We start from the raw sequence: 24375 nt of genomic DNA, 5'->3' as shown, positions 1-24375 counted from the left end.
GGAGAGGTCAGGCCGGTCGGGCAAAGGCATGGCTGAAATAGGCGTGGGTCAGGAGGTTGGAGATCTCAGGCAAAGACAGGGCGAGCGAGTCCAGCAGCGTGTGCAGGGCCGTGCCCGAGTCCAGAGCCTCCGGCGCGCGCAGCGAGGCGCGGGCGGCGCCGAGGATCGAGCGGGCCGAGGCGGCCGTGTCGCCCGGCACGGCCTGCGAACCGCTGGGCAGGGCCGTTACATGGCGCTCCAGCGCCGCCAATTGGAAATCCAGGGCGCGCGGGTTCGAATCGTCGGCCAGCAGCAACTCAAGAACCGGGCGGCGGCGCACGCTGGTCAGGTAACGGGACCGGTAGGTCATCACGCTTTCCCCCAGCTCCAGCAGCACGCTCAGCGTCGCCACCTGTACCGGCTCGTCCTGGCGGTCGAGTGTGTGGACCTGGATGCCGCGCATCACCGAAATGATGTGGAGCGCCCGCTCCATGCGCCGTCCGATGTCGAGGAAGCGCCAGCCCTGGCCGCGGGTCATGCTCTCCTGCTCCAGCCCGGCGATGGCGGCGAGGCTGGTCATCAGGTCGTCCAGCCGCAGCAGCATGGCGGCGGCGTCGAGCTTGTGCACGGGCGGCTGGCTCTGCCGCTCCAGCATCGTGACCACCCGCCACATGTCGAGCGACAGGCGGTCGCGCACAGAATAGGCGGTGCGGTGCACCCGCTGCACCTGGGCGCGCAGGCTGTTGGGATGGTCCGGGTCGACGACGGAGCTGTAGAGCGCCGTCCGCAGTGCCCGCCCGCCGCCGAGTGCCGTGACGCGCGTCAGGTCCCAGGGGATCATGCCCTCCCAGGCCATCAGGTGGAGCAGCGGGCGGAGTTGCAGCGACGCGCCCGGCACGTTGCCGTCGGTCAGGCGTGAGTGGGTGGAACGCAGCAGGCGCACCGTGCCTTCCGACCGCTCCGCGTAGCGGCCCAACCAATAGAGGCTGTCGGCCACCCGGCTGGGCAGGTCGGCGGAGGCCGCCTTGGGCGCCGGTTGCAACTCCTGGGCTGGCTGCGGGCGCGGGGTCGCCGGTGCAGCCTCGGCCCGGCGTCCGGACAGGATCCAAGTGTCCTTGCTGCCGCCGCCCCGCTGCATGGAGACGACCAGCTTCCCGGATTCGGTGGACACGCGGGTCAGGCCGCCGGGCATGACGGTGTAGCTACCGTCCGGGCGGGCGCAGAGGAAGACACGCAGCACCAGCGGGCGCGGCTGCAGCCGCCCGCCCTGCCAGACCGGTGCCGTGGACAGGGCCAGCCGTTCCTGCGCGACGTAGCACCAGGGGCGGGCCTTGATGCGTTCCACCAGGGCGGCGCGCTCCCCCGCCGACAGGTCGGCGCCGAAGATCGGCTCGAAGGACAGGGACGGGAAAGCCGGCTTCACCACCAGCCCTTCCAGATGCTCGATGACGTAGGCGCGCTCGTCGTCGTTGCCGCACCACCAGACGGCGACGCCGGGCATCTTCAGCTCCTCGCCCAGCAGATGGCGGCAGAGCATGGGCAGCGACGACTTGACCGCCATGGATTCCATGAAGCCGGAGCCGAGCGCGTTCGCCACCACGACGTTGCCGGCGCGCACCGCCTCGATCAGACCCGCCACACCCAGCGAACTGTCGGCGCGCAGCTCCAGCGGGTCGGCGAAGTCAGCGTCCAGGCGGCGCAGGATGACGTCCACCGGCTCCAGCCCCGACAGGGTCTTCAGATAGACCTGACGGTCGCGCACGGTCAGGTCGGCCCCCTCCACCAGCGTGATGCCGAGGTAGCGGGCGAGATAGACGTGCTCGAAATAGGTTTCGTTGTAGGGGCCGGGCGTCAGAAGGACGATCCGCGGCTGGTCGCGGCGCGGGCTCAGCGACAGCAGCGTTTCCTTGTACGCCTCGAAGAAGGGCGACAGATGCTCCACCTGGCAGTGGCGGAAGCTGTCCGGCAGGACCTTCGCCAGCACAGCCCGGTTTTCCAGCGCGTAGCCGCTGCCGCTCGGCGCCTGGGTGCGGTCGGACAGCACCCACCAGCGCCCATCCGGCGCGCGGGCGAGGTCCGCCGCGTAGAAATGCAGGTGGATGTCGTTCGGCACCGGAATGCCGTGCACGGCGCGGCGGAATCCAGGGTCGGCGTGGATCACAGACGGGGACAGCCGCCCGCTGCGCGTCAGGGTCTGCGGCCCGTAGATGTCGGCCAGCACCGCGTTCAGCAGCGTGGCGCGCTGGATCAGCCCCGATTCGACCGCCTTCCACTCATGGGAGGGGATCAGCAGCGGCACCATGTCGAGCGGCCAGGGCCGCTCCATCCCCTTGGGGTCGCCGTAGATGTTGTAGGTGACGCCGTTCTGGTGGAGCAAGCGCCGCGCCTCCTCCCACCGCTCGGCCATCAGCTCCGGGTCGAGGGGGCCCAGCGTGCCCATGAAGGTCTGCCAGTGCGGGCGCAGGCGGCCCTGCCCGGTGACCATCTCGTCATAGACCTCGCCGCGGCCATAGCCCATGGCGTCGGCCTCGCCGAACAGCGACCCCTGAAGGAACGGAACCGGACGCAGCCCCGGAGGAGGGGGCGCGCTGGGGTCAAGAAAGGGCGAGTCGCGGTCGGCCAAGGTTCGGATCGTACGTTCACGGCGGTGCAATGCGCGGCAAGTGTGAACGCCCGGTCCCGCCGATGCAAGCGGCGCATCGGCGTCCCCCGGCCGAAAGGCGTATTCCGGCCGGGGGAGCTGAGGGCCGATCAGCCTCGCCGCAGGTCCAGAGTCATCGGGAACTGCGGGTTGCGCTCCTCCGCCGGTGTCTCCATCGGGCCGGGGGTGTGGCCGAAGGGGAAGAAGCGGGCGAGGCGCCGCCCCTCCGCCTCGTTGGCGTTGACCGGGAAGGTGTCGTAGTTGCGCCCACCCGGATGCATGACGTGGTAGGTGCAGCCGCCGATGGAGCGGCCCGCCCACAGGTCCAGGATGTCGAAGACCAGTGGCGTGTGCACCGGGATCGTCGGGTGCAGGCAGGAGGGCGGCTGCCACGCCCGGTACCGCACGCCGGCCACGAATTCGCCTTCCGTCCCGGTGGGGATCAGCGGTACGCGGCGGCCGTTGCAGGTGATGGCGTAGCGCGCGTCAGTCAGGCCGGCGACCCGCACCTGCACCCGCTCGACCGAGCTGTCGACGTAGCGCACGGTGCCGCCGCCGCCCGGCTCCTCGCCCAGGACGTTCCACGGCTCCAGCGCCATGCGCAGTTCCAGAGAGATGCCGCGCTGGTTGACGTGGCCGTAGACCGGGAAGCGGAAGTTCATGTGCGGGTCGAACCAGCGCTCCTCAATGGGATAGCCGTGGTCGCGCAGGTCGCCGACGACGTCCGCCAGATCCTGCTGCACGAAGTAGGGCAGCATGAAGCGGTCGTGCAGCTCTGTTCCCCAGCGCACCAGCTTGCCCTTGTATGGCGCCTTCCAGAAGCGCGCGACCAGGGCGCGCAGCAGAAGCTGCTGGGTCAGGCTCATCTCCGCGTGGGGCGGCATCTCGAAGGCGCGGAACTCGACCAGCCCGAGCCGTCCGGTGGAGCTGTCCGGCGAATAGAGCTTGTCGATGCAGAACTCCGCCCGGTGGGTGTTGCCCTGCACGTCGGTCAGCAGGTTGCGCAGCACGCGGTCGACCATCCAGGGCGGGCAATCGCCCGTCGCGGCGGCCTTGTCGATCTGGTTGAAGGCGATTTCCAGCTCGTAGAGCGCGTCGTCGCGGGCCTCGTCCACGCGCGGCGCCTGGCTGGTCGGGCCGATGAACATGCCGGAGAAGGCGTAGGACAGCGACGGGTGGTTCTGCCAGAAGGCGATCAGGCTGCGCAGCATGTCGGGTCGCCGCAGGAACGGGCTGTCCGCCGCGGTGGCCCCGCCCATCACCACATGGTTGCCGCCGCCGGTGCCGCAGTGGCGCCCGTCGATCATGAACTTCTCCGCACCCAGCCGCGACTGGCGGGCGTCCTCATAAAGTTCCAGCGTGTTGCGGACCAGCTCGTCCCAACTGTGGGAGGGGTGGATGTTCACCTCGATCACGCCGGGGTCGGGCGTGACCGCCAGCGAGTTCAGGCGCGGGTCCTTCGGCGGCTGGTAACCCTCGATCACCACCGGCATGTCCAGTTCGAGCGCCGTCGCCTCGATCTCCGCCAGCATCGCCAGATAGTCCTCCAGCGTGTTCATCGGCGGCAGGAAGAGGTGGATGCGCCCGTTGCGCGCCTCGCAGGTCAGGGCGGTGCGGACCACCCACCAGGCGGACTTGCCGTGCTCCGGCATCTCGCTGCGCACTTCGGCCATGGCGCGCTGGACGCGCTCGTTCCGTCGGGAGGCGTCCTGTCGTTCGGCCACCTCGCGAAGGGCGTGCTGGCGCAGCGGCACCCGGTTCGGCGGCAGCGGCGCCCGCTCCTCGAACGGGTCGGTCTCCCAGGAGTAGGGATAGTCCTGCGGCGCCACCCAGGGCAGTGAGCCGAGCGGCAGGCGGAAGCCGACCGGGCTGTCGCCCGGCATCAGCAGCAGCCGCTCCTGGCGCAGCGGCCACGCGCTGGACAGCCACACTGGTCCCTGCTGGGTCACCTTGCGGTTGATCGGCAGGGCGAAGCCTACCGGCTCGTTCAGGCCACGGGTGAAGACGTGGGCGAGGCGCGCGCGCTCCTCCTTGTCCTCCAGCCTGCTGTCCAGTGGATCGACGTTGACCGGCAGCAGCGATTCGCGGCGCAGATAGTGCCAGGGGTCCTCGTAGGCGGCGAGCACCAGCGCCGGATCCAGCCCCAGCTTCTTGGCCAGCGTGACCAGGAAGGCGCCAGCGTCCTCCGCGGTGTGGCCGTAGTCGGTGTCCTCGCGGGCCAGCAGGTCGCTGTTCGTCCACAGCGCCTCGCCGTCACGGCGCCAGTAGACGGTCATCGCCCAGCGCGGCAGCGATTCGCCGGGGTACCATTTGCCTTGGCCGAAATGCAGCAGCCCGCCCGGCGCGAAGCGGTTGGCCAGCCGGTGCACGAGGTCGGCGGCCATCTTGCGCTTGTTGGGGCCGAGCGCCGTGGTGTTCCACTCCGCCCCGTCCATGTCGTCGATGGAGACGAAGGTCGGCTCGCCGCCCATGGTCAGGCGCACGTCGCCGGCGGTCAGCTCCTCGTCGATGCGGTGGCCCAGCGCCTCGATCCCCGCCCATTGCCGGGGCGTGTAGGGCTTGGTGACGCGCGGCGCCTCGTAGATGCGGGTGACGGACATCTCGTGCCCGAACTCCACCTCGCACTCGTCGATGAGGCCGGAGATGGGAGCGGCGGACGAGGCGTCGGGCGTGCAGGCCAGCGGGATGTGCCCCTCGCCGGCCAGCAGGCCCGAGGTGGGGTCGAGGCCAACCCAACCGGCGCCAGGCAGGAACACCTCGGTCCAGGCGTGCAGGTCGGTGAAATCCTCCTCGGGGCCGGACGGGCCGTCGAGCGCCTTCTGGTCGGCGGTGAGCTGGATCAGGTAACCGGAGACGAAACGCGCGGCGAGACCGAGGTTGCGCAGGATCTGCACCAGCAGCCACGCCGAATCGCGGCAGGACCCGGTGCGCTTGCCCAGCGTCTCCTCGCAGGTCTGGATGCCGGGCTCCAGGCGGATGACGTAGCCGATGTCCTTCTGGAGGCGCTGGTTGATGTCCACCAGGAAGTTGATGGACGCCGCCGGCTCCCGCGAGATGCCGGTCATGTAGTCGGCCAGCAGCGGCCCCGGCTCCTCGACCTCCAGATAGGGGCGCAGCTCGCGCTCCAGCCAGGGCTCGTAGGCGAAGGGGATGGTCTGGGCCTTCTCCTCCAGGAAGAAGTCGAAGGGGTTGATCGCCGCGATCTCCGCGACGAGATCGACCTCGATCACGAACTCGCGGGTCTTCTCCGGGAAGACGAAACGGGCCTGATAGTTGGACTGGGGGTCCTGCTGCCAGTTCAGGAAGTGATGCTTCGGGGTGACGCGCAGCGAATAGCTGAGGATCGGGGTGCGACAGTGGGGAGCCGGGCGGAGCCGGATGATCTGTGGCCCCAGATTGACCAAACGGTCGTAACGGTAGACGGTCTTGTGGTTGAGAGCGACGTGGATCGCCATGAAGTTCCACCCGTTGTCTGCGCTGGCCGGTCCCCTGCGGCTCTCCGCCGCGCGGGCGAGGGCATAGTACCATCGAAGAGTTCGCGCAGACCAGAGCGCCTTCGCAATCGCGGCACGAACTGGTTGCACAAAAAACAAGCAGATGCATATTGGACCGGTTGCGTCTTTCATCGACGCCCAGACCGCTTTATAAAGAGCCATCTCTGTCCGCGGACCTTGTCCATCGGACGGGAGCGACGCAGGCAGAGTGTGCATCGGGAATGGCGACGCTGGCGGGCCTGTCTGTGGGGGGCGATGTTTCGGCGGGCGATGGAGCGCCCGGCGGTTCCACGCGTGGCGTCGTCACCGGAAAATACTTCAACTTCAACCCGCTGCCGCCTCCGCCCGACGTGCTCGGCAACCCGCTGGTCGTCGGCAATCTGCCGACGCACAAGGCGCCGAAGGAAACGTGGCGCAGCCGGTGGCAGCGCCGTCTCGCGCGCTTCCACATCGGCAGGCAGTCCGCGCAGATGAAGCGGCGCTGGAAGATACAGGACACCATCTCTTCGGTGATCGCCTCGGTCTCCCCATCGTCGACCGTCCTGGGGGAGCGTGGGGGATCGGAAAAGCGCAAGGCGTCCAGCGTTCCGGTCATCGTGGTGCGGCACCCCTACCATCTGCGTCATGTCTTCGAGCTGATCCTGCAGACCCCGGACGACCTCGCCGCGGAGCGGCGGTTCCTCGAACTGCTGATGGGGCGCGTTCTGCGCAGGTACGGGGAACAACTCGCCCAGATCCGCGGCTCGGCCTTTTCCTTTGAGAACGAAGCACGGGAGTATTTCTTCGCGGGGTTCAAGCTGGAGCGGCAGATCAAGAAATACACAAGCCCTGAAGAACGCTTTGCCGCTCTGCAGTCGATTTACGTCAATTATTTTCATGGACGGAACTATTATCTCTACGCCCTGCTGCGTCGGGAGAAGATGGCGCCCGACAACAAGCTGTTCATGCTGAATTCCCGTGCCGTCTATTTCATGGCGCGGATCGGTTGGAACGGGGACCTGCTGGACAAGCCCAATCCGCGCTCCCTGCCCAGCCGCGAGGACATCTTTTTCCTCGTTCAGCGTGACAAGACGGTCCTGACGCGCTATCGCAGCGACCAGGATTTCCAGCGGCAGGTCAAAGCCGTCCTGGAAGCGTTTCCGGCGTAAGGGATGTGTGCGATGCGGGCAGCGATTCTTCTGGCAGGCATGCTGATGGCCGGCACGGCCATGGCGGCGGACACCAGCGGAGAGGCCGCCAAGCCTGCGGACTGCGCCGGGGAGACGCCGCTCGCGATCCTGCTGTGCCGTGACGCGTCTCTGGCGGGGGCCGCCGACAAGCTCGATTCGGCGTTGCGTGCGCTGGCCGACGAGGCCGGGAAGGCCGGCGAGGAGGCGGTCGCCGCCGGCCAGCGCGCCTGGGTCCAGCGGCGGGACGCCGCCTGTCCGGTCGCCGACGCCGATCTCGCCGACCCAAAGAAGAACAAGGACCGCGCCACCTGTCTGACACGTCAGATGGCCGACCGCACCAAGGCGCTCGAATCGGAACTGGCCGCCCGCCGTGCCCCGCTGGCCGACGAGCCGCTGACCGTCACCACCTCCGCCCCGCAACGCCCGGCTCAGCCCATCGGCCAAGGCCAGGCCAAGCCGGTCTCGGCGAAGCGCACGGTGGATGTGCCCGCCCTGACCGGCCGCTGGGCCAAGGCCGATCCGGCCACCCGGACGCCGATCGACGATTGCCGGACCTCCTACCTGGAGATCACCAACGACGGCGCCTTCAGCCTGCACGACCCGCGCATCGCCGCTTTTCCGCTGGAAGGCCCGCTGGCGCCCGGCGAGGGCGACGTGGCGGAAGGTTTGTCCTTCGGCGGGGAAGAGGGGCTGCCGGAAGGTATTCTGCGCCTGGACGCCGCCGAGGCGCCGCGGCTGGACCGACTGTTCCTGACGCTGGACCAACCGGCCTTCGGCGCCACCTTCGTCCGCTGCCGCTGACGCCGCAGACCGGCTCTCAACGGGCGCGCGTTTAACAGGCCAGCGTTTCCAGGCGCAAGCGCATGGTGCCGCTCAGTTCCTCACCCGGTTCGAGACGGTGCAGGCCGGTGTCCGATTGCTCCGGATGGTTGACCGCGTCGGTCATGTGGGACACCGGTTCGACGCAGAGATAATCCTCGCCCGGTGGGGCGTAGACGATGAGATGGCCGAACGGTCCTTCGGTCTCGATCGACAATCGACGGTTGAGCGTCGGCCAATCCAGCGCCGCCGCCCCGTCCCAGCCGGTGAAGCCGTTGTCGAGAACGGTCCGGTCCATGACGATCCCGTCCGTGAAGGCCCAGCGGGGCGGCACCGCGGCGCGCTCCACCGGAAGGATGGTCGGCCCGTTCAGCCAGACTCCGTCGACCCGGGCGGTTAGGCGGGTGCCCGGCGGCTTCGGGAAATAGGGGTGCAGCCCGATCCCGGCGGGCATCGGCGTGTCGTCCTCGTTGACGAGGGAGAGGGTCAGGCTGGCCCCATCCTCCTCCAGCACCACGGTCTGCGTCGCGCGGTAGCGCCAGGGCCAAGCGTCGGCAGGGTGCCGGAAAACCATGCGCGCGGCCGATTCGGCGGCCTCCTCGACCGTCCAGGCGGCGCGCCAGCCATGGCCGTGGATGACATGCGGGTTGCCGTCTCCGTCGAGCGGAAGCCGCACCTGTCGCCCGTCGAAGCTGAATTGCCCCCCACCGATCCGGTTGGAAAAGGGCACAAGCGGGAAGCAACCCATGTCGTTGGCCGAGCCGTGGCGCAACGCCCAATCGGTGGCCGGGCGCAGGAGGTCAATCGTTCCGTCCGCGCCGTGCCAGGCGAGGCGGGCAACGACGCCGCCGCGCCGTGGGCACAGCGTGCATTCCAGGGAACCGTTCGCAGCGCTGCGATGCAGCGTGAGGGTGTGGGCGCCGATTCCCTGGTCCAACTCGACCTGCTCCATCCGGATCTCCTGCCGGCGGTGGTTGGGCGCCGGTATCGGTTCGGGTATCGCACAGCCCGCAGGGGAAGGGAAGGGCGGGGCTGCGCGCAAAAGTGTGCCATGGTCCAAGCCCGATGGCCCCTTGCAACACCTCTGCGCAAACATCCTCTGCCGCCGTGCAACCACACCGTTCGGTCATTTCGGCCGACGTATACCGGCTGTTTACCGGACCGAGCGGATTATGGCCGACTGTCCAGGCCATTCGCCGCCACGCCGATCCTGCCCATAGGCTGCCCGTGTCAATGCCCGCCTCAAGGACGCCCGCCTCCGCAGGGGCATCCGGCCCCGCCGGCACGCTCGACGAGGCGGTGCTGTGCCAGACGCTTCCCGATCACCATGGCGGGCCGGCGCGGATGGTCATCGGCATCGCGCTGCGTCCGCATCTCGACAGCCTCGTGCTGACCCCGACGGAGCTGATCCACAGCAGCCGGCATCTGAAGGCGCTCCAGGCCAAGGCCACGCTGATGGAGTCCGCCCTGGGCCGGGTCGCCACGGTGCAGGCCCGCCTTCCCGGCCAGGATGCCAAGGCCCGCCGCCGTGCGCTGGACAACGCGCTATCCGAAACCGTGGCGAAGGCCCGCGCCGCCCAACTCGCCTTTACCGGGTTGGGGCGGGGGCGTGTCCTCATCGATTCCATCCTGCGCAGCGCGCCGGGAAAATCGCCGACCGGCGACGCGGAATTCGATCTGCGCGCGGCGGTTTGCCTGGAGCTTGAGGAATGCCGGACCTGGGCGTCGAAGCTCGACGCTCTGATCCAGCTGTTTCCGGCGGAGCGGCAGGACGCCCTGTCCACCGCGCTGGACGAGGTGATCGGCGACGTGCTGGCCTCGCCCGCCGCGACGCAGGAACTGTTCGGAAACACGCCGGCCGGTGGCTCACTGCTGGTGAGGCTGTGCGACCTTCTGTTCGGACGCGTGCCGATGGAGGCGTTCGGACCGAACCGGCTGGGCGTTCTCAACGGCCTGTTCCGCCAGGGGCGCTTGCCCGCCGCCCGCGACATGGTTCTGGAGCGCATCCGGCGCCAGCTTCGCGCGCCGCAAACGCTCGGGCGTGGCACGGCGGAACAGGAAGCCGACCTGCTGCGCGCGCTGATGGGGCATCTGCTGACCCCGTCAGGGCTGACCGGAGGGTCGGCCATGGCCGACGCGCTGACCATCCGCTACTCCCGCCGGTTGGAGCAGGGTGGTGCGAGCGCCTATCGGCGGTCCATCGTGGGACTCAGCGAAACGCAGCCGGACCTGATCTGCCGAATCCGCTATCTCGCCGCCGTCTCCACGGTGCCGGCCGCGGAGCGGCACATGGGTGAGATCGTGGACGCGCTGGACGCCGCGCTGAAGAACGAGTTGCTGGTGGAGAACATGGTGCTCCAGACGCCCGACACGGCGCTGGTGCGGCAGGCCCTAACCGGTGCGGTGGAGGCCATTCGCGGTTCGGCGCTGGCGGAGCACGATCGGGAACGGATTGCCGCCCGCGCCGATTCGGTGGTTGATGACTTCGCCCGGCGGGGCCGGCTCGTCCAGCGGCTGCGGCAGATCGAACCGCTGCCGCGCCGCCGGATCATTCGCCTCGCGGAACTTGCCTGTTCCGGTCTGATCGGCGACGGCGGGGCACTTTCGGTCCTGCGCCAGCACATTCTGGAGACGGCCCGCCAGCCACAGTTCCAGGCCGAGCTGGCCGGCGCCCAGAGCGACGACATCGCCCAGGCGGAGGTCCGCCGCCTGTACGAACTGCTCGACCGTCTGAGTCAGATGCAGCTGCCCCCGGCCAAGCCGTCGTCCCTGCGCGACCAGGCGGCGGCGCGGTCCGCCTTCGAGCCTTGCGGGGCGACGGCGCTGCCCACCGTCGTGGCTCCGCCGGTCCGCAGCATCGCCCTTCCGGTGAGCGCCGCTGCGGTAACAATGGAGGCGCCGTTGGTCGGCGCCACCGCGTCGAGCCTGTGCCCGGCCTGCTTCGTGCCGAAGGCCCCGCGCGAGGTGTGCCGGGACTGCGGCTATCCGGTCCGCGTGCCGAACCGAAACGGGGTCCATCTGCTTCCGGGAACGCGGCTGCTGGGGCGCTATCTGGTGGGCCGCGTCCTGGGGCAGGGGGGCTTCGGCGCCACCTATCTCGGCTGGGACGAACGGCTTCAGATCAAGGTCGCGGTGAAGGAATTCTACCCGGCCAATCTGGTGTCCCGCGTCGCCGGATCGCCGGAGATCGCCCCCTTCTCGGACGAGCACGCGGCGAGCTTCTCCACCGGGCTGGCGAAGTTCCTGGAGGAGGCGCGGATGCTCGCCCGCCTGCGGGAAGTCAAGGAGATCGTCAGCGTCCAGGACTTCTTCGAGGAGAACGAGACCGCCTATCTCGTCATGGAGCTTCTCGACGGGCGGACCCTGAAGCGGCATGTCTCCGAGAATGGCGGACGGATTGCGGCGCGCCCGACGCTGACCCTGCTGTCGCCGATCATCAAGGCGCTGCACGCCGTGCACGAGCAGGGCCTGATCCACCGCGACATCAGCCCCGACAATATTTTCCTGACGAGCGGAGGGGAGCGCAAACTGCTGGATTTCGGCGCCGCACGCCACGCCGCGGGCAAGAGCGCCGATCTGACGGTGATTCTGAAGCCGGGCTACGCGCCGCCCGAACAGTACGCCCCGGACGGAAAGCAGGGGCCTTGGACGGACGTCTACGCGCTGTGCGCCACCGTCTACTATGCGCTGACCGGAAAGACACCGCCCGATGCCACCAGCCGCTTCATGAATGACCGGGTGCCCCGTCTGGCCGAAGGCGGCGCCACGGTGCCGCCCGGGTTCGAGAAGGTGTTGCTGAGCGGCCTCTCGATGCGCTGGCAGGACCGGCCCCGCAGCATGCGGGATCTCCTGGTGGCGCTGACCGGGGCGATCAACGGGCCGTGACGACCCGGAGGAATGGTGCGGGAAACGGGGCGGTGCGCGGTTTCACCGCCCCAATCACCTGAACAGGACCGCTGCGATCGGCGCTCCCTTCGCCGGCGCCGTTACTTGGCGTCGGCGGCTACCTGCATCTTGACGATCTTGTCCGGGTCGCTGACCTGACCGTTGCGGGACTGGCTGCCCTTCTTGATCTTGTCGACGAACTCCATGCCTTCGACGACCTTGCCCCAGACGGTGTACTGCTTGTCCAGGAACGAGGCCGGGGCGAAGCAGATGAAGAACTGGCTGTCGGCGCTGTCCGGGTCCGGCGTGCGGGCCATCGACAGCGTGCCGCGGACGTGCGGCTCGTTGCTGAACTCAGCCTTCAGCTTCTTGCCGGAGCCGCCGGTGCCGGTGCCGGTCGGATCGCCGGTCTGGGCCATGAAGCCGTCGATCACGCGGTGGAAGACGACGCCGTTGTAGAAGCCCTGACGGGTCAGCTCCTTGATGCGGGCGACGTGGTTCGGTGCCAGGTCGGGGCGCAGTTCGATGACCACGCGGCCGTCCTTGAGGTCGAGGTAGAGGGTGTTTTCCGGATCCAAGGCCTTGGCCTCCCCCTGAGCGAAGATGAATGTGGCGAACAGTGCCGCCATGAGAATGCGCGTCCACCGCAACATGCGAAACACTCCGATGTGCCGATTCCGCGGACGCGACCATAGGGGAAACCGGCGCCGATGCAAAGACGCCCTGCGGGGCTGCCTTCATCGGTGCCTTTCCGATCCGTTTCCGCCGCCGCCTCATCATTGTCCCGACGCTGCACGGTCGCGTCCCGGCCGCGATGGACGATAGACTGCCTTTCGGGTGTTCATACCCGAACGAGACCGATGGCAATCTGGACGGCGAGGGGTGGGGCGTGCGGCAGCAAAGCGTGCGGCGGCTGAGACGATGGCTGGTGATGGTGAAGCTGGTGCTGATCGGTGGCGCGGTCGCCCTAGCCGTCCAGCATCGGACCGATCTGGCCGCCACCGCCGCCACGCAGGCGCTGCGCCGCGCCGGCTTCCCGGACGCCGCCGTGACGGTGACCGACCTGTCGGTGGAGCAGACCGGCGCCGTGGTCCGCCTGGACCGACAGGGGACGGTCGGTGGAACGCTTACCATCCATCATCCGACGGACGCCCTTCTTGAGGGGCGAATCGAACGGCTGGATCTTGCGGATGTCCGCCTGAGGCTGGACGTGGCCAAGGACGGCGTCCTGCGCATCGCCGGCTATCCATTGACCGGCTCCGCCGCGGCGGGAAGCAACGGCGGAGCGGCGGGCGGCGGAAACGTCGTGATTCCCTTCGACACCATCCAGCTCGCCGACTCCGCGGTGACGCTGGCGACACCGCGGGGCACGGCCGGCGGGACGCTGCGCCTGACCATGACACGCGACGGCGCGACCCACCGCGGGCAGGCGACGCTGACCGCCCCGGCCAAAGGGCTGCCGGTCCTCACCCATTGGACGGGCGCCGGCACGATCGCCGAGACGGTGGGCACCCTGACCGCCAAGGCCCGACTCACCTGGGACGGCGCGGCGCTGAAAGCCCAGGGCGACCTGCTGCTCGCCGACCTCGCCGGGCAGTTCGGGCCGGTCGCCGCCAGCGGGATCAACGGGGTTCTGTCCTTTTCCAGCCTGCTTCCCCCGGTGGTCGCGCCCGGTCAGACGCTGGCGGTGAAGCTGCTCGACGTCGGGTTGCCGCTGACCGATGGCACCCTCCGCTTCGGCTATGGGGCGAAGGGGCGTCTGAGCGTCGAGCGCGCCGAATGGCATTGGGCCGGCGGCGTGCTGCGGGCGGACCCGTTCGCCATCGACCCGGCGGCGCCGCGGGGGACGGTGACGCTGCGGGCGGAGCGAGTCCATCTCGGCCCCATGCTGGCGATGGTCGCGGTGGACGGGCTGGAGGCGAGCGGAACGGTCAGCGGACGCCTGCCGGTGCGCATCGGGACGGACTCCGTCCATCTGGACGGTGGGCTGCTGGAGGCCGACGGTCCCGGCACGCTGCGCTACGATCCCGAGAATCCGCCCGGCTTTCTGATGGGGGAGGAGGGCAGCCCGACCGCCCTGCTGATGGGGGCACTGACCGATTTCCGCTATGACACGCTGAGCGCCACCGTGGAGGGGCATGCTGGCGGAGAGCTGGCGGTCGGCATCGCCATCCGTGGGTCCAATCCGGCATTCTACGATGGCTATCCGGTCGCGCTTAACCTTAAGGTGAGCGGCGCGCTCGACCGGATCCTGCGGCAGAGCCTGGACACCTACCGCATTCCCGAGACGGTGCGTGATCGCATGACGGAGTTCCAACGAAAGAATCCATGAGACACACCGTTCGAAGCCGGCGCGTCCTGACCGCCGCACTGATCGCCGGGTTGGGGGCCGGAATGGGCGCCTGCACCCCGACCGTCAAGGTCGAGGCGCCCGACAAGCCCATCGAGATCAACCTGAACATCCGGATCGAACAGGAAGTCCGGGTGAAGGTCGAACGCGACCTGGAAAAGGCCATCGCGGACGATCCGGCCCTGTTCGGACTGCCTTCGGCCCAGGACAGCTTGGGCGGCGCGAAGGGAGGGAGAAAGCCATGAAGCGCATGTTTGCCGCCGCCGGGCTGGTCCTGGCGCTTGCCCTGTCGGTTCCTGCGATGGCGCCGGCCCAGGACGCTCTGGGCGCCGCCAAGGCCGCCGGGCAGATCGGCGAGCGGCCGGACGGGTTGGTCGGGGCGGTCCCCGGCGCGCCGGCTGCCGCGGCTCAACTCGCCGAGCAGGTCAACGCCCAGCGCATCGCCCGCTACCGCGAGATCGCGGGAAGCAACGGCACCTCGGTGGATCAGGTCCAGGCCCTGGCCGGAAAGCAGCTGATCGAGCGGACTCCTGCCGGCCAGTATGTGCTGTCGGGCGGACGCTGGGTCCGCAAGTAAGCCAACGGCGCCCATGACCGCCGACCTCAGCGCCCGGATCGGGGCCTGCCGCGCGGCTCTGGCCGCCGCACCGGGCGATTCCGCGGCGCTGACCGGGCTGTTCGGCGCTCTCGACGCGCTGGGCGAGCCCGGCACGCCGGAGGAGGCGGTGGCCCGCTCCGCCTACGGCGAGGCGCTGCGGCGGCAGGGGCGGGCGGTGGAGGCCGAGGCGCACCACCGCGCCGCCCTGTCCTGGCTGCCGGATTTCGGCGGCAACCATTTCAATCTTGGTCTGACGCTCCAGGTCTTGGGCCGCACCGCGGAGGCGGCGGACGCCTATGGCGAGGCCGCGCGGCTGATGCCGCGCTTCGCCCCTGCCCCCTGCAACCAGGGTGTCCTGCTCCGCGCGTTGGGCCACCGCGAGGCGGCGGAGACGGCGTTGCGCCGGGCCGTGTCGCTCGACCCCGCTCTGGTTCCCGGTTGGCTCAACCTCGGCACGGTGGTGCAGGAGCGCGGTCAGCCGGAGGCCGCCGCCCATTGCTACCGCAACGCCTTGGCGCTTCGCCCCGATCTGGCCGAAGCCCATGCGAATCTTGGTTTGGTGGTGAAGGAGGCCGGGCACCTCGCGGACAGCCTGCCGTCTTTTGAGCGCGCCCTGGCGCTCGGCCTGCCCGACGCGGGCGGCGTGCTCGCCCAACTCGTTCAGCAGATGCGGCATCTCTGCCGTTGGAATGGGCTGGCAGAGCGCTCCGCGCAACTGGCCGCCTTGGTGGGCGGCGGCGCGACGCGGCAGGTCCACCCCTGGATCTTCCTAGGCGAAGGCGCCAGCCCGGCGGCGGAGTTGGCCTGTGCCCGCCGTTACGCGGAGTGGCGGGCGCAGGGCATCGCCGCCATGCCGTTGCGCCGCGACTCCGGAGCACGCGGTCGCCTGCGCGTCGGCTATCTGTCCGCCGACTTTCACGAGCACGCTACCGCGGCCCTCATCGCTGAATTGATCGAGCGCCACGACCGGGAGCGGGTCGAGATTGTCGGCTGCAGCTATGGCCCGGACGACGGCGGACCGATGCGGCGCCGGCTGATCGCAGCCTTCGACCGCTTCGTGGACCTTGCCGCCTGTTCCCACGCCGACGCGGCGGCGCGCATTCGGGCGGACGGCGTGGACATCCTGGTTGACCTCAAGGGCTACACCCAGCACGCCCGGCCGGAGATCGCCGCCCATCGTCCCGCCCCCGTGCAGGCGCAATGGCTGGGCTATCCGGGAACGATGGGCGCCGGTTTCATCGATTACGTGATTGGCGACCCTGTGGTCACGCCGTTCGATCACCAGCCTTTCTACGCGGAGCGGATCGCTCAGCTTCCGGTCTGCTACCAGCCCAACGACCGAAGGCGGCCGATCGGTCCGACACCGTCGCGAGCGGCCTGCGGCCTGCCGGAGAGGGGCATGGTCTTCTGCTGCTTCAACGCCGCCTACAAGATCACGCCGGCCCTGTTCGGCCTGTGGTGCCGCCTGCTGCGCGCTGTGCCGGACAGCGTGCTGTGGCTGCTCGACAGCCATCCGGAGGCGAGCGCGAATCTGCGGCGGGAGGCGGCACACCGCGGCGTGGCGGCAGACCGGCTGGTCTTCGCCCCTCGGCGCCCTCCGGCGGAGCATCTGGCGCGCTACCGTCTGGCCGACCTGTTCCTGGACACCAAGCCGGTCGGAGCCCACACCACGGCCAGCGACGCGCTGTGGGCCGGCCTTCCGGTGCTGACGATGGCGGGGGAAGGATTCGCGTCCCGTGTCGGGACAAGCCTGCTGCGCGCCGTCGGCCTGCCCGAGCTGGCCACCCGTTCGCTCGCCGATTATGAAGCCGCGGCCGTGCGGTTGGCCAGCGAGCCGGACGATATCGCCCGGCTGAAGGCGCGCCTCACGGCACAGAGGGAGCGTGCGCCGCTGTTCGACACCGACCGCTTGGCCCGTGCCCTGGAGCGTGCCTATGCGACGATGTGGGACATCCACATGGCCGGCAAGCCGCCGCGACCGTTTGCCGTCCGGGATGAGGATTAAGGGAAGGGGCAGCGGTCGGCGGTCACGTCCACGAAGGAGCGGGCGCCGGGGGCGAAGGTGAAACGGTACTCGGTGTTATCGATCACCACCGTCTGGTGCAAGGGCAGAACGCCCTTGGCAACCGTCTCCTTGCCGCCCATCCCGGCGATCTTGATGGTCACCGGCTGCGACGGGTCGAACCAGCTTTCGGCGTTGCCCTGCGCGTTGCGCGACGACTGGCCCTCGCCGCTGACCGTCACCGCGCCGTTGTTGAAGCTGGTGCTGCGGTTGCCCGACTTGAGGAGGGGGGTGGCCAGGGCGAAGCGCTTGGTTTCCGCCGGCTGGCAGTTGCGCACCGCCTGGACCTGGGCGATGACGAAGGCGAGGCGGTTGGGGTCCATGCCGCCCTTCAAGCGCTCCGACACCAGGCCGGCCAGCCGGGCGAGATCGCCCGAGGGGACCTCGCGCTGGAGCCGGGCCTCCAACTCCGCCGCGCGGGCCTCCGCTGTTCGGGCGGCGTGCTGCATTTGGCTGGCGAGCAGTTCCAGCTCCGCTTTCTGGCGCGACAGGGTGGAGATCTCCTCCCGCAACGTCACGTCGCGGCCCTTCAACTGCTCGATGCCCATCTGGTAGGCGAACAGACCGACACCGAGGAGAACGGCGGCGAACAGACCGAACTTCGCGAACCCCGCCCAGAAGCGGCGGCGATAACGGCGTTCGTAGTCGTAGCGTCCCAAGGCCATGTGCAGCAAACCCGAGCGGAAGAGGAGGGTGCTATGGCTACCCAGATCGGCCGTCCGATGCAACCCCTTGACCTTGGCAGGAAAAGCCCTTTCAGGTCAGTTGCTGGCTCCGGACGGGCCGAGGAACCCGGCGCTGATGCCCGGTGTGCGGAACTCGCCCACATTCTTGAACACGAAGCGGAAGAAGATGGTGTTTCCTTCCTCCTCGCCGTTCTGGATGGTGGTGTAGTCGCGCTGGGCGATGGTCTCGAAGATCAGGCATTCGTCCTGATAGCGCAGCACGGCGGCGCTGGAGCGCGGACCCGCATCGGGGCGGAACGCCTGGGAATGGGACACGCTGGCGGACCAGTGTTGCGAGAACTGCGACGCCAGGGTGAGGCTGGCCTGTTCGACCTCGTTCCGTTCCACGACGTAGGGGTTTTCCGTCTGGTCGACGTAGGTGTAGGTGCTGTAGAGGCGCAGCAGGGGCACGCCGGCCGACGCGTTGACCGAATGGCGGCGCGGCTTCAGCGTGTCGTGGTCGATGCGGAAGCCGTAGTTCAGGTCCAGCCAGTCGGCCGGACGCAGGTCAAGGCGACCGACGTAGTCCGACGACTTCTTGTCGAGTCCCGAACCGCCGCGGAAGTTCTCGGTGTCGTCGGCACGGAAGCTCTGGCCGACGAACAGGCTCGCCGAGCCCGTCTTGTAGCCCTGGAACGTCGTGCGCAGGCCATAGGTGGCGCGGAGGCCGCCGTCCAGACGATCGATGCCCGTGAAGCGGTTGGGCATCAGCAGGTTGACCTCGTCGAACTCGACGTCGAGGCTGTCCTCGTTCGGGAAGGCAGGATTGTTGTCGACGTTCGGTGAGACGCTGATCTGCCCGATGGGCTCGATGGTCTGGAAGTTGCTCTCGCCGTAGCGGACGAAGGGGTAACGGACCGTCGTCGTGGCCTGCGGGAAGAAGCGCAGGCGCTGCACGCTGTCGTTGCCAGTTCCGCCGGCCGGATCGTTCGGATCGAACCGCTGGGCGGTGTAGCCGGCCAGCAGGACGCTGCCTTCGACCGTGGTGATGAAACCCAGGTTGGAATAGATGTCGCGCTGCCAACCGGGCTGTACGGCCAGCCGTTGGGTGTCGGGGCCGCCGCTGCCCGGCCGGGCGATCGCCAGAAGGCTGCTGTCCAGCGACCAGCGCCCGCCCATCAGGCTGCCCGGTTCGCCCAGCGCGTTGTAGCGCGCCTCAGGAAGCACGTAGGGTTCCTGCACCGGGTTGCCCCAGCGCAGATCCTGGAAGCCGTAGGCGTTGACCGCGGCGTAGTTGCGGCCGTTGAAGCCTTCGACGAAGGCCCGGCTGGTCAGCACCTCATCGCGGATGTTTGAAGTAGCGGCGCAGATACAGCTCGTCGCTGGCCCGCTTCAGGTTGAAGCCCCAGCGCCATGTCTCGTCGATGTCGAAGAGTCCGCTGGCGAAGGCATGGCCGCGCCACCCGCCGGTCGTCAGCGCCCTTCAGCGTGCCGTTGGGAATCTCACCCTGGGTTCCCGACACGTCGAGCTGCAACCGTCCGTTCTCGAAGCGCTTGCGGTACTGGCCGCCCAGGAACAGGCCCTGTTCGGAATAGCCGCCGACGTCGAAGGTCGCATCCTGATCTGGCGCGATGTCCCAGTAGTAGTGGGCGATGGCGCCGAAGCCGAGATTGGAGTTGTTGCGGAAGCTGGGCGTCAGGAAGCCGGAGCGCCGGTCCACCGTCGGGTCTGGGTGGGAGAGATAAGGGGTGTAGAAGAACGGGACGCCGAACATCTCCATGAAGGCGTCGCGGTAGCGGACTTCGTGATCCTCGTTGTCCTGGACCACGCGGGCGGCACGGATCTGCCAGACCGGGGCGCGGGTCGGATCGGTCTTGCAGAGTTCACAGGGGCTGTAGACCGCCCGGTTCAGGCGGATCAGCCGCCCGCCGCGCCGCTCGCCCTCGTTGCCGGCCATGCGGCTGTTGTCGGTCATCAGCACGCGGACGTTCTCGACGAACGCGTCGCGCATGTCGTCGGTCAGTTCCGCGTAATTGGAGAACAGGATGTCGCCCGACGGCTCGACCAGACGCACGTTGCCGGAAGCGATGACCACCTTGGTCTTCTGGTTGTAGGTGATCGTGTCGGCATGGACGGTCCGCGGGCCCTGCGACAGCTCGACGTTGCCCGACGCCGTCACGAGGCTGTTCGCCTCGTCGAAGGTGACCGTGTCCGCACCCAGAAGGACCGGTGGGTCCTGCGGCTTGCCGTTGGACGCTTCCGCAGCCGGACCTGACGCCGGAACGACGACCTCGAGCCGTCCTCCCTGGTCCGCCCCGACCGGCGGGGCGCCGTTCGCCTGCGGCGCCGGAGCGGGAGGCTGCTGGGCGTCGGCCAGATCGGCCAGGACGATGCCGCAGGCGGCCATCAGGGCGACGATGCCGGATCGCAGGACCAGCGACCGGCGGTCCAACGGGCGATGCATCTTCGGGCTGGTGGCGCGGGCGCGCCGGGCATGTCGGGACGGGAGCTGGGACATGCCGAACGTTTGAGGTAACCAACCGGCCAAGTCAACGGTTTCGCGGCGCGTCTCGCGAATTGTCCAACGCCTGTTGCCGTAAGGCGGAGTCATGAAAAAGGGGACCGTCCGCGACAAGCGGATGTCCCCTTTTTTCTGCCTGTTCCGCGCCTCTGAGAGGCGGTTTCCGCACCCGTCGAACGCCTAGGCGAAGGCCTTGTAGGCGATGAGGGTAAAGGTGTCGCGCACCCCGGCCAGGGTCTGGATGTTCTCGGTCACGAATCGGCCGATGTCCAGATCCTGGGGGAGGTAGCACTTCATCAGCAGATCGTACTGGCCGGAGATGGAGTGCACCTCCGACACCTGCTCGATGTCCTGAACGGCCTGGTCGGCTACCTGATAGGCTTTGCCCAGCTCGCATTTGACCATGACGAAGATGGTCTGCATGGCGCTCAGCCCTCCTGCGAGGATTGCTCGGTGGACTCGACCGGGGCCGGGCGCCGTGCGGAGCGCAGCATGAAGGCCGGCATGTGGTCGCCGAAGCCGATCACCGGTGTGTCGTCCTCATCCTCGTCGCGGCGGCGGCGGCGGTCGCGATCGCGGCGCGGCTCCTGGCGGCGGCTCTCGGCGGCGACCAGCGATTCGCGCGGCTGGCGGTCCTCACGGGGCTGCCGGTCCTCGCGCACCCGTTCCTCACGCACCGGGCGCTCGTCGCGGATGGGCCGCTCCTCACGCGGTTGCCGCTCCTCGCGGAGCGCCCGCTCTTGGGGCGCCCGTTCCTCGCGGTCGGGGCGTTCGGCACGCTCGGCACGCGGCGCGCGGTCGCCGCGCTCCTTGTCCTTGCCTCGGCCACGGCTGCGGCCACGGCGCGCCTCGTCCTCGCTGAGGAACTCGGCCGACTCGAGGCCGTCAATGGCGATCAACGGAATCTCCCGCTTGATGAGACGGCCGATGGCCGAAACCTGCTTGCCGTCCAGCGGGCTGGCCAGCGTGAAGGCGCGGCCCGAGCGGCCCGCCCGGCCGGTGCGTCCGATGCGGTGGACATAGTCTTCCGCGCTGATCGGCACGTCGAAGTTGAAGACGTGGCTGAGCCCCTGCACGTCCAGGCCGCGCGCCGCCACGTCGGAACAGACGAGCAGGGTGATCTCGCCCTTCTTGAAGGCTTCCAGCGTCTCCATCCGCTTCGACTGCACCATGTCGCCGTGCAGCGCACCAGCGTTGAAGCCGTGGCTCTCCAGCGACTTTTGCAGGATGGCGACGTCGCGCTTGCGGTTGCAGAAGATGAAGGCGTTCTTGACGTCCTCGGTGCGCAGCAGGTGGCGCAGCGCCTTGCGCTTGTCGTCCTCGTGCACCAGGACCATGGCCTGGGTCACCGTCTCCGACGGCGAAGCCGGCGGGGCGACGGTCACTTCCTTCGGGTTCGACAGGAAGGCGTCGGCAAGACGGCGGATCTCCGGCGGCATGGTGGCGGAGAAGAACAGCGTCTGGCGCAGCTTGGGCAGCTTGCTGACGATCCGCTCGATGTCTGGAATGAAGCCCATGTCGAGCATCCGGTCCGCTTCGTCGATGACGAAGACCTTGATGTCGTTGAGCATGATGTTGCCGCGCTCGAACAGGTCGATCAGACGGCCCGGCGTCGCGATCAGCACGTCCACACCGCGGTCCAGCCGCTTCACCTGTTCGGTGAAGGTCTCGCCGCCGATCAGGAGCGCCATGCTGAGCTTGTGGTGCTTGCCGTAGGTCTCGAAGCTTTCGGCGACCTGCGCCGCCAGCTCCCGGGTCGGCTCGAGGATGAGCGACCGCGGCATGCGAGCACGCGCCCGGCCCGACGCCAGGATGCTGATCATCGGCAAGGTGAAGCTGGCCGTCTTCCCGGTGCCGGTTTGCGCGCAGCCGAGCACGTCGCGGCCTTGCAGGACCCAGGGAATAGCCTGTTCCTGAATTGGCGTCGGCTGGGTGTAACCCTTGTCCTCGATTGCCCGCAGGACGTCAGGTCCAAGCCCAAGTTCCGAAAAGAGCATCCAACCTGTTTCTGTCTGGAGTGCGAAAATCGTGCCGATACGGCCCGACGAGTAGATGGTGCGGCAGAATATGAAGTCAAAGGGCGCTGTCAATAGACCTTGTGATGAAATCGCGCATCGCGCGGGTCCGGAAGGGCCGCTTGGCGTCCCGCGTCCGCTCGGCTAGGCTGTGAAAAAACCGCGGAAACCGCGGAAATCCGGGGTCCAGACTGGTCGAAGGGCGGGTTTCAGCCGATTCTTCCGCCCGGACCGGACAAAGAAAAAAGGCAGCCCTCCGATGCTACTGTCCTCCGAACGTTCCGTCCTGGTGGTGGTCGATATCCAGGAAAAACTGATGCCGGCCATCGCCGAGTCCGAGCGGGTCGAGCGCAACGCCGCCACGTTGCTGAAGGGTGCGGCGCTGCTCGGCGTGCCGGCCTTCGCCACCGAACAGTACCCCAGGGGCCTCGGCCCGACCGCCGCCTCCCTGCGTGCCCTGCTGCCGCCGGACGGGGTGGTGGAGAAAATCGCCTTCTCCGCCGCGCGGGAGCCGGCCTTTCTGGAGCGGCTGGAGCGGATCGGCCGCCGGCAGATCGTGCTGGCAGGGTCCGAGGCCCACGTCTGTGTCATGCAGACGGCGCTGTCGCTGGTCGAATTGGGGTTCGAGGTGGTGCTGGTGGCCGACGCCGTGTCGTCGCGCACACCCGCCAACGCGGAGCTTGGCATCGCCCGCATGCGCGCCGCCGGGGCGACCATTGTCAGCACGGAAATGGTTCTGTTCGAGTGGATGGAGCGGTCGGACATCCCGGCCTTCAAGGCGGTGCTCGACCTGATCCGCTGATCGGATGAAGACAGTCGAACGAGAAAGGAAGAGGGATGAGCGACCGGATTTCCCTGATCCTGCTGCCCGGCATGCCGCTGGACGCCGCGCTGTGGGAGCACCAGACCGGCCATCTGGCCGATGTGGCGGAGGCGGCCGTGGGCGACCTGACCGGCCAGGACTCCATGGCCGCCCTTGCCGCCGCGGTGCTGGCGCAGGCGCCGGCGCGATTCGCGCTCGCCGGCTTGTCGATGGGCGGTTACGTCGCCTTCGAGATTCTGCGGCAGGCGCCGGAGCGGGTGGTGAAACTCGCCCTGCTCGACACCAGCGCCCGCCCGGACACGCCGGAACAGACGGTCACGCGCCAGGATGCCGTTCGTCTGGTGGGGCAGGGGCGGCTGCGGCAGGTGGTGGCTGCCGGCATGCCACGCCTGGTTCATCCCGACCGCAGCGCGGACCCCGTCCTGGTCGACTCGGTGCAGGCCCAGGCCCAGCGGGTCGGGGCGGACGGCTACGTCCGCCAGCAGACCGCCATCATGAACCGTCCGGACAGCCGGCCCGGCCTGGGCGCCATCGCCTGTCCGACACTGGTGCTGTGCGGGCGGCAGGATGCCATCACGCCCCCCACGCTGCATGAGGAAATCGCCGAGGGCATCCCCGGCGCCCACCTCGCCCTGATCGAGGATTGCGGCCATCTGTCGGCCATGGAACAGCCGCAGGCGGTCACCGCCCTGCTGCGCCAGTGGCTTCTCTACGCTTGAGCGGCTCCCCGCCTCAGCAGTCAGGACCCCCGCTGCAACCGTCCAGGTCGGCGCGGCGGGCGGGAAAAAGGGCGAAGGTCATATCGCTGATGAGCGACCGGAAATCCGGGTCGTTCGGTCCCTGCGGACGGTCGAGCCAGCCGGTGGCCGAGGAGAGCGTTCCGCCGCCCCGGCAGAAGGCGCCCTGGACCACGATGGGTCCGCCGGGCGGGCTGGTGCGCAGGGGCTGGCCGCTGCACAGGTACGAATTCAGGGTGGTCTCGGCGGGGTTGAAGGCCAAAACGACCCGATAGTCGGGCCGCGCCGTCTGGTTGGGTGTCGTGGTGAAGTTGGTGCGCACGCCGGAGATGCGGTTCTGCATGTTGGCGGTCACCAGCGGCCCAAAGGTCTGCGGGTCCATGCCGAAGGGATTGCCGTGGATCACCACGCGCAGGTCACGATTGGAGGCCGCGTAGGACACCTCGCTCAGCGTGTAGGCGGGAACGGGCAGGTCGGCTACCACGCGTTCGTTGGTGCAGGCGTTGGTGCAGGCCCCCGCCATCGCGCAGAGGGCAAGAAGGCTGGCACGGGAGAGGAGGGTCATGGCTCGCCTGGGCTGCTGAATGGACATGGGCGATCAATCATGGGATGCCGC

General features: G+C 68.7%; 19 protein-coding genes. 9 read left to right on the top strand and 10 right to left on the bottom strand.

Translation table 11 applies throughout. The annotated features are described in order from the left end of the window. Positions 1–7: 7 nt before the first annotated feature. Positions 8–2602, bottom strand: coding sequence for a circularly permuted type 2 ATP-grasp protein (locus H1Q64_RS16355; RefSeq protein WP_237906201.1), 2595 nt, complete (start codon positions 2600–2602; stop codon positions 8–10). Between the two features lie 128 nt (positions 2603–2730). Further along, positions 2731–6075, bottom strand: coding sequence for a DUF2126 domain-containing protein (locus tag H1Q64_RS16350; protein WP_237906200.1), 3345 nt, complete (start codon positions 6073–6075; stop codon positions 2731–2733). Between the two features lie 149 nt (positions 6076–6224). Here H1Q64_RS16350 and H1Q64_RS16345 point away from each other — a divergent pair, with 149 nt between their 5' ends. Together H1Q64_RS16345 and H1Q64_RS16340 are read left to right on the top strand one after the other, a co-directional pair. Then, positions 6225–7262 carry a hypothetical protein gene (locus H1Q64_RS16345; RefSeq protein ID WP_237906199.1) on the top strand — a complete coding sequence of 346 codons (1038 nt, stop codon included), beginning with the start codon at positions 6225–6227 and terminating at the stop codon, positions 7260–7262. Positions 7263–7274: 12 nt separating this feature from the next. After that, entirely contained in the window at positions 7275–8084 is an 810-nt protein-coding gene (locus H1Q64_RS16340; protein ID WP_237906198.1) for a lysozyme inhibitor LprI family protein, read from the top strand. Positions 8085–8115: 31 nt separating this feature from the next. Here H1Q64_RS16340 and H1Q64_RS16335 read toward each other — a convergent pair whose 3' ends face one another. Then, positions 8116–9054: an aldose 1-epimerase gene (locus tag H1Q64_RS16335; RefSeq protein ID WP_237906197.1), complete on the bottom strand. Its 939-nt coding sequence runs from the start codon at positions 9052–9054 to the stop codon at positions 8116–8118. A gap of 281 nt (positions 9055–9335) precedes the next feature. Here H1Q64_RS16335 and H1Q64_RS16330 point away from each other — a divergent pair, with 281 nt between their 5' ends. After that, positions 9336–11987, top strand: coding sequence for a protein kinase domain-containing protein (locus H1Q64_RS16330; protein ID WP_237906196.1), 2652 nt, complete (start codon positions 9336–9338; stop codon positions 11985–11987). 101 nt (positions 11988–12088) lie between these two features. On the opposite strand, the gene H1Q64_RS16325 is transcribed toward H1Q64_RS16330, so the two are convergent. Next, complete coding sequence (locus H1Q64_RS16325; protein ID WP_051140648.1) at positions 12089–12616, bottom strand: peptidylprolyl isomerase; 528 nt, start codon at positions 12614–12616, stop codon at positions 12089–12091. Positions 12617–12876: 260 nt separating this feature from the next. Here H1Q64_RS16325 and H1Q64_RS16320 point away from each other — a divergent pair, with 260 nt between their 5' ends. Genes H1Q64_RS16320 through H1Q64_RS16305 form a run of 4 tightly spaced genes read left to right on the top strand, consistent with a single transcriptional unit; the run spans position 12877 to position 16940 of the window. Beyond that, entirely contained in the window at positions 12877–14319 is a 1443-nt protein-coding gene (locus tag H1Q64_RS16320; protein ID WP_237906195.1) for a YdbH domain-containing protein, read from the top strand. Continuing rightward, on the top strand, positions 14316–14582 hold the full coding sequence (locus H1Q64_RS16315; protein WP_330874558.1) for a YnbE family lipoprotein: 267 nt from the start codon (positions 14316–14318) through the stop codon (positions 14580–14582). Before H1Q64_RS16320 ends, H1Q64_RS16315 begins: the two co-directional genes overlap by 4 nt. Beyond that, positions 14579–14914, top strand: coding sequence for a YdbL family protein (locus H1Q64_RS16310; protein ID WP_237906194.1), 336 nt, complete (start codon positions 14579–14581; stop codon positions 14912–14914). Before H1Q64_RS16315 ends, H1Q64_RS16310 begins: the two co-directional genes overlap by 4 nt. 13 nt (positions 14915–14927) lie before the next feature. Next, positions 14928–16940 (top strand): tetratricopeptide repeat protein, encoded by a 2013-nt coding sequence (locus tag H1Q64_RS16305; protein ID WP_237906193.1) that lies wholly within the window; start codon positions 14928–14930, stop codon positions 16938–16940. Here H1Q64_RS16305 and H1Q64_RS16300 read toward each other — a convergent pair. The 5 genes from H1Q64_RS16300 to H1Q64_RS16280 all read right to left on the bottom strand — a co-directional run bounded on the left by H1Q64_RS16300 (position 16937) and on the right by H1Q64_RS16280 (position 22181). After that, positions 16937–17662 (bottom strand): hypothetical protein, encoded by a 726-nt coding sequence (locus tag H1Q64_RS16300; protein WP_237906192.1) that lies wholly within the window; start codon positions 17660–17662, stop codon positions 16937–16939. The two genes, H1Q64_RS16305 and H1Q64_RS16300, sit on opposite strands and share 4 nt — an antisense overlap. Before the next feature lie 96 nt (positions 17663–17758). Beyond that, positions 17759–19000: an LPS-assembly protein LptD gene (locus H1Q64_RS16295; protein WP_237906191.1), complete on the bottom strand. Its 1242-nt coding sequence runs from the start codon at positions 18998–19000 to the stop codon at positions 17759–17761. Then, positions 18994–20181: an LPS-assembly protein LptD gene (locus tag H1Q64_RS16290; protein ID WP_237906190.1), complete on the bottom strand. Its 1188-nt coding sequence runs from the start codon at positions 20179–20181 to the stop codon at positions 18994–18996. The genes H1Q64_RS16295 and H1Q64_RS16290 overlap by 7 nt, the downstream gene beginning before the upstream one ends. A gap of 183 nt (positions 20182–20364) precedes the next feature. After that, a complete protein-coding gene (locus H1Q64_RS16285; RefSeq protein ID WP_149466929.1) occupies positions 20365–20607 on the bottom strand; it encodes an Lrp/AsnC ligand binding domain-containing protein in 243 nt (80 codons plus the stop codon). 5 nt (positions 20608–20612) lie between these two features. Further along, complete coding sequence (locus H1Q64_RS16280) at positions 20613–22181, bottom strand: DEAD/DEAH box helicase (protein ID WP_237906189.1); 1569 nt, start codon at positions 22179–22181, stop codon at positions 20613–20615. 277 nt (positions 22182–22458) lie between these two features. Here H1Q64_RS16280 and H1Q64_RS16275 point away from each other — a divergent pair, with 277 nt between their 5' ends. Both H1Q64_RS16275 and H1Q64_RS16270 read left to right on the top strand, forming a co-directional pair. After that, entirely contained in the window at positions 22459–23001 is a 543-nt protein-coding gene (locus H1Q64_RS16275; protein WP_237906188.1) for a hydrolase, read from the top strand. 35 nt (positions 23002–23036) lie between these two features. Beyond that, positions 23037–23741, top strand: coding sequence for an alpha/beta fold hydrolase (locus H1Q64_RS16270; RefSeq protein ID WP_237906187.1), 705 nt, complete (start codon positions 23037–23039; stop codon positions 23739–23741). 13 nt (positions 23742–23754) lie between these two features. On the opposite strand, the gene H1Q64_RS16265 is transcribed toward H1Q64_RS16270, so the two are convergent. Then, complete coding sequence (locus tag H1Q64_RS16265) at positions 23755–24324, bottom strand: hypothetical protein (RefSeq protein ID WP_237906186.1); 570 nt, start codon at positions 24322–24324, stop codon at positions 23755–23757. Positions 24325–24375 lie beyond the last annotated feature (51 nt).

Source organism: Azospirillum brasilense (genome assembly GCF_022023855.1).
In the GTDB taxonomy this organism is placed as follows: Bacteria; Pseudomonadota; Alphaproteobacteria; order Azospirillales; family Azospirillaceae; genus Azospirillum; species Azospirillum brasilense_F.
This window is presented reverse-complemented; position numbering and strand designations above follow the sequence as displayed.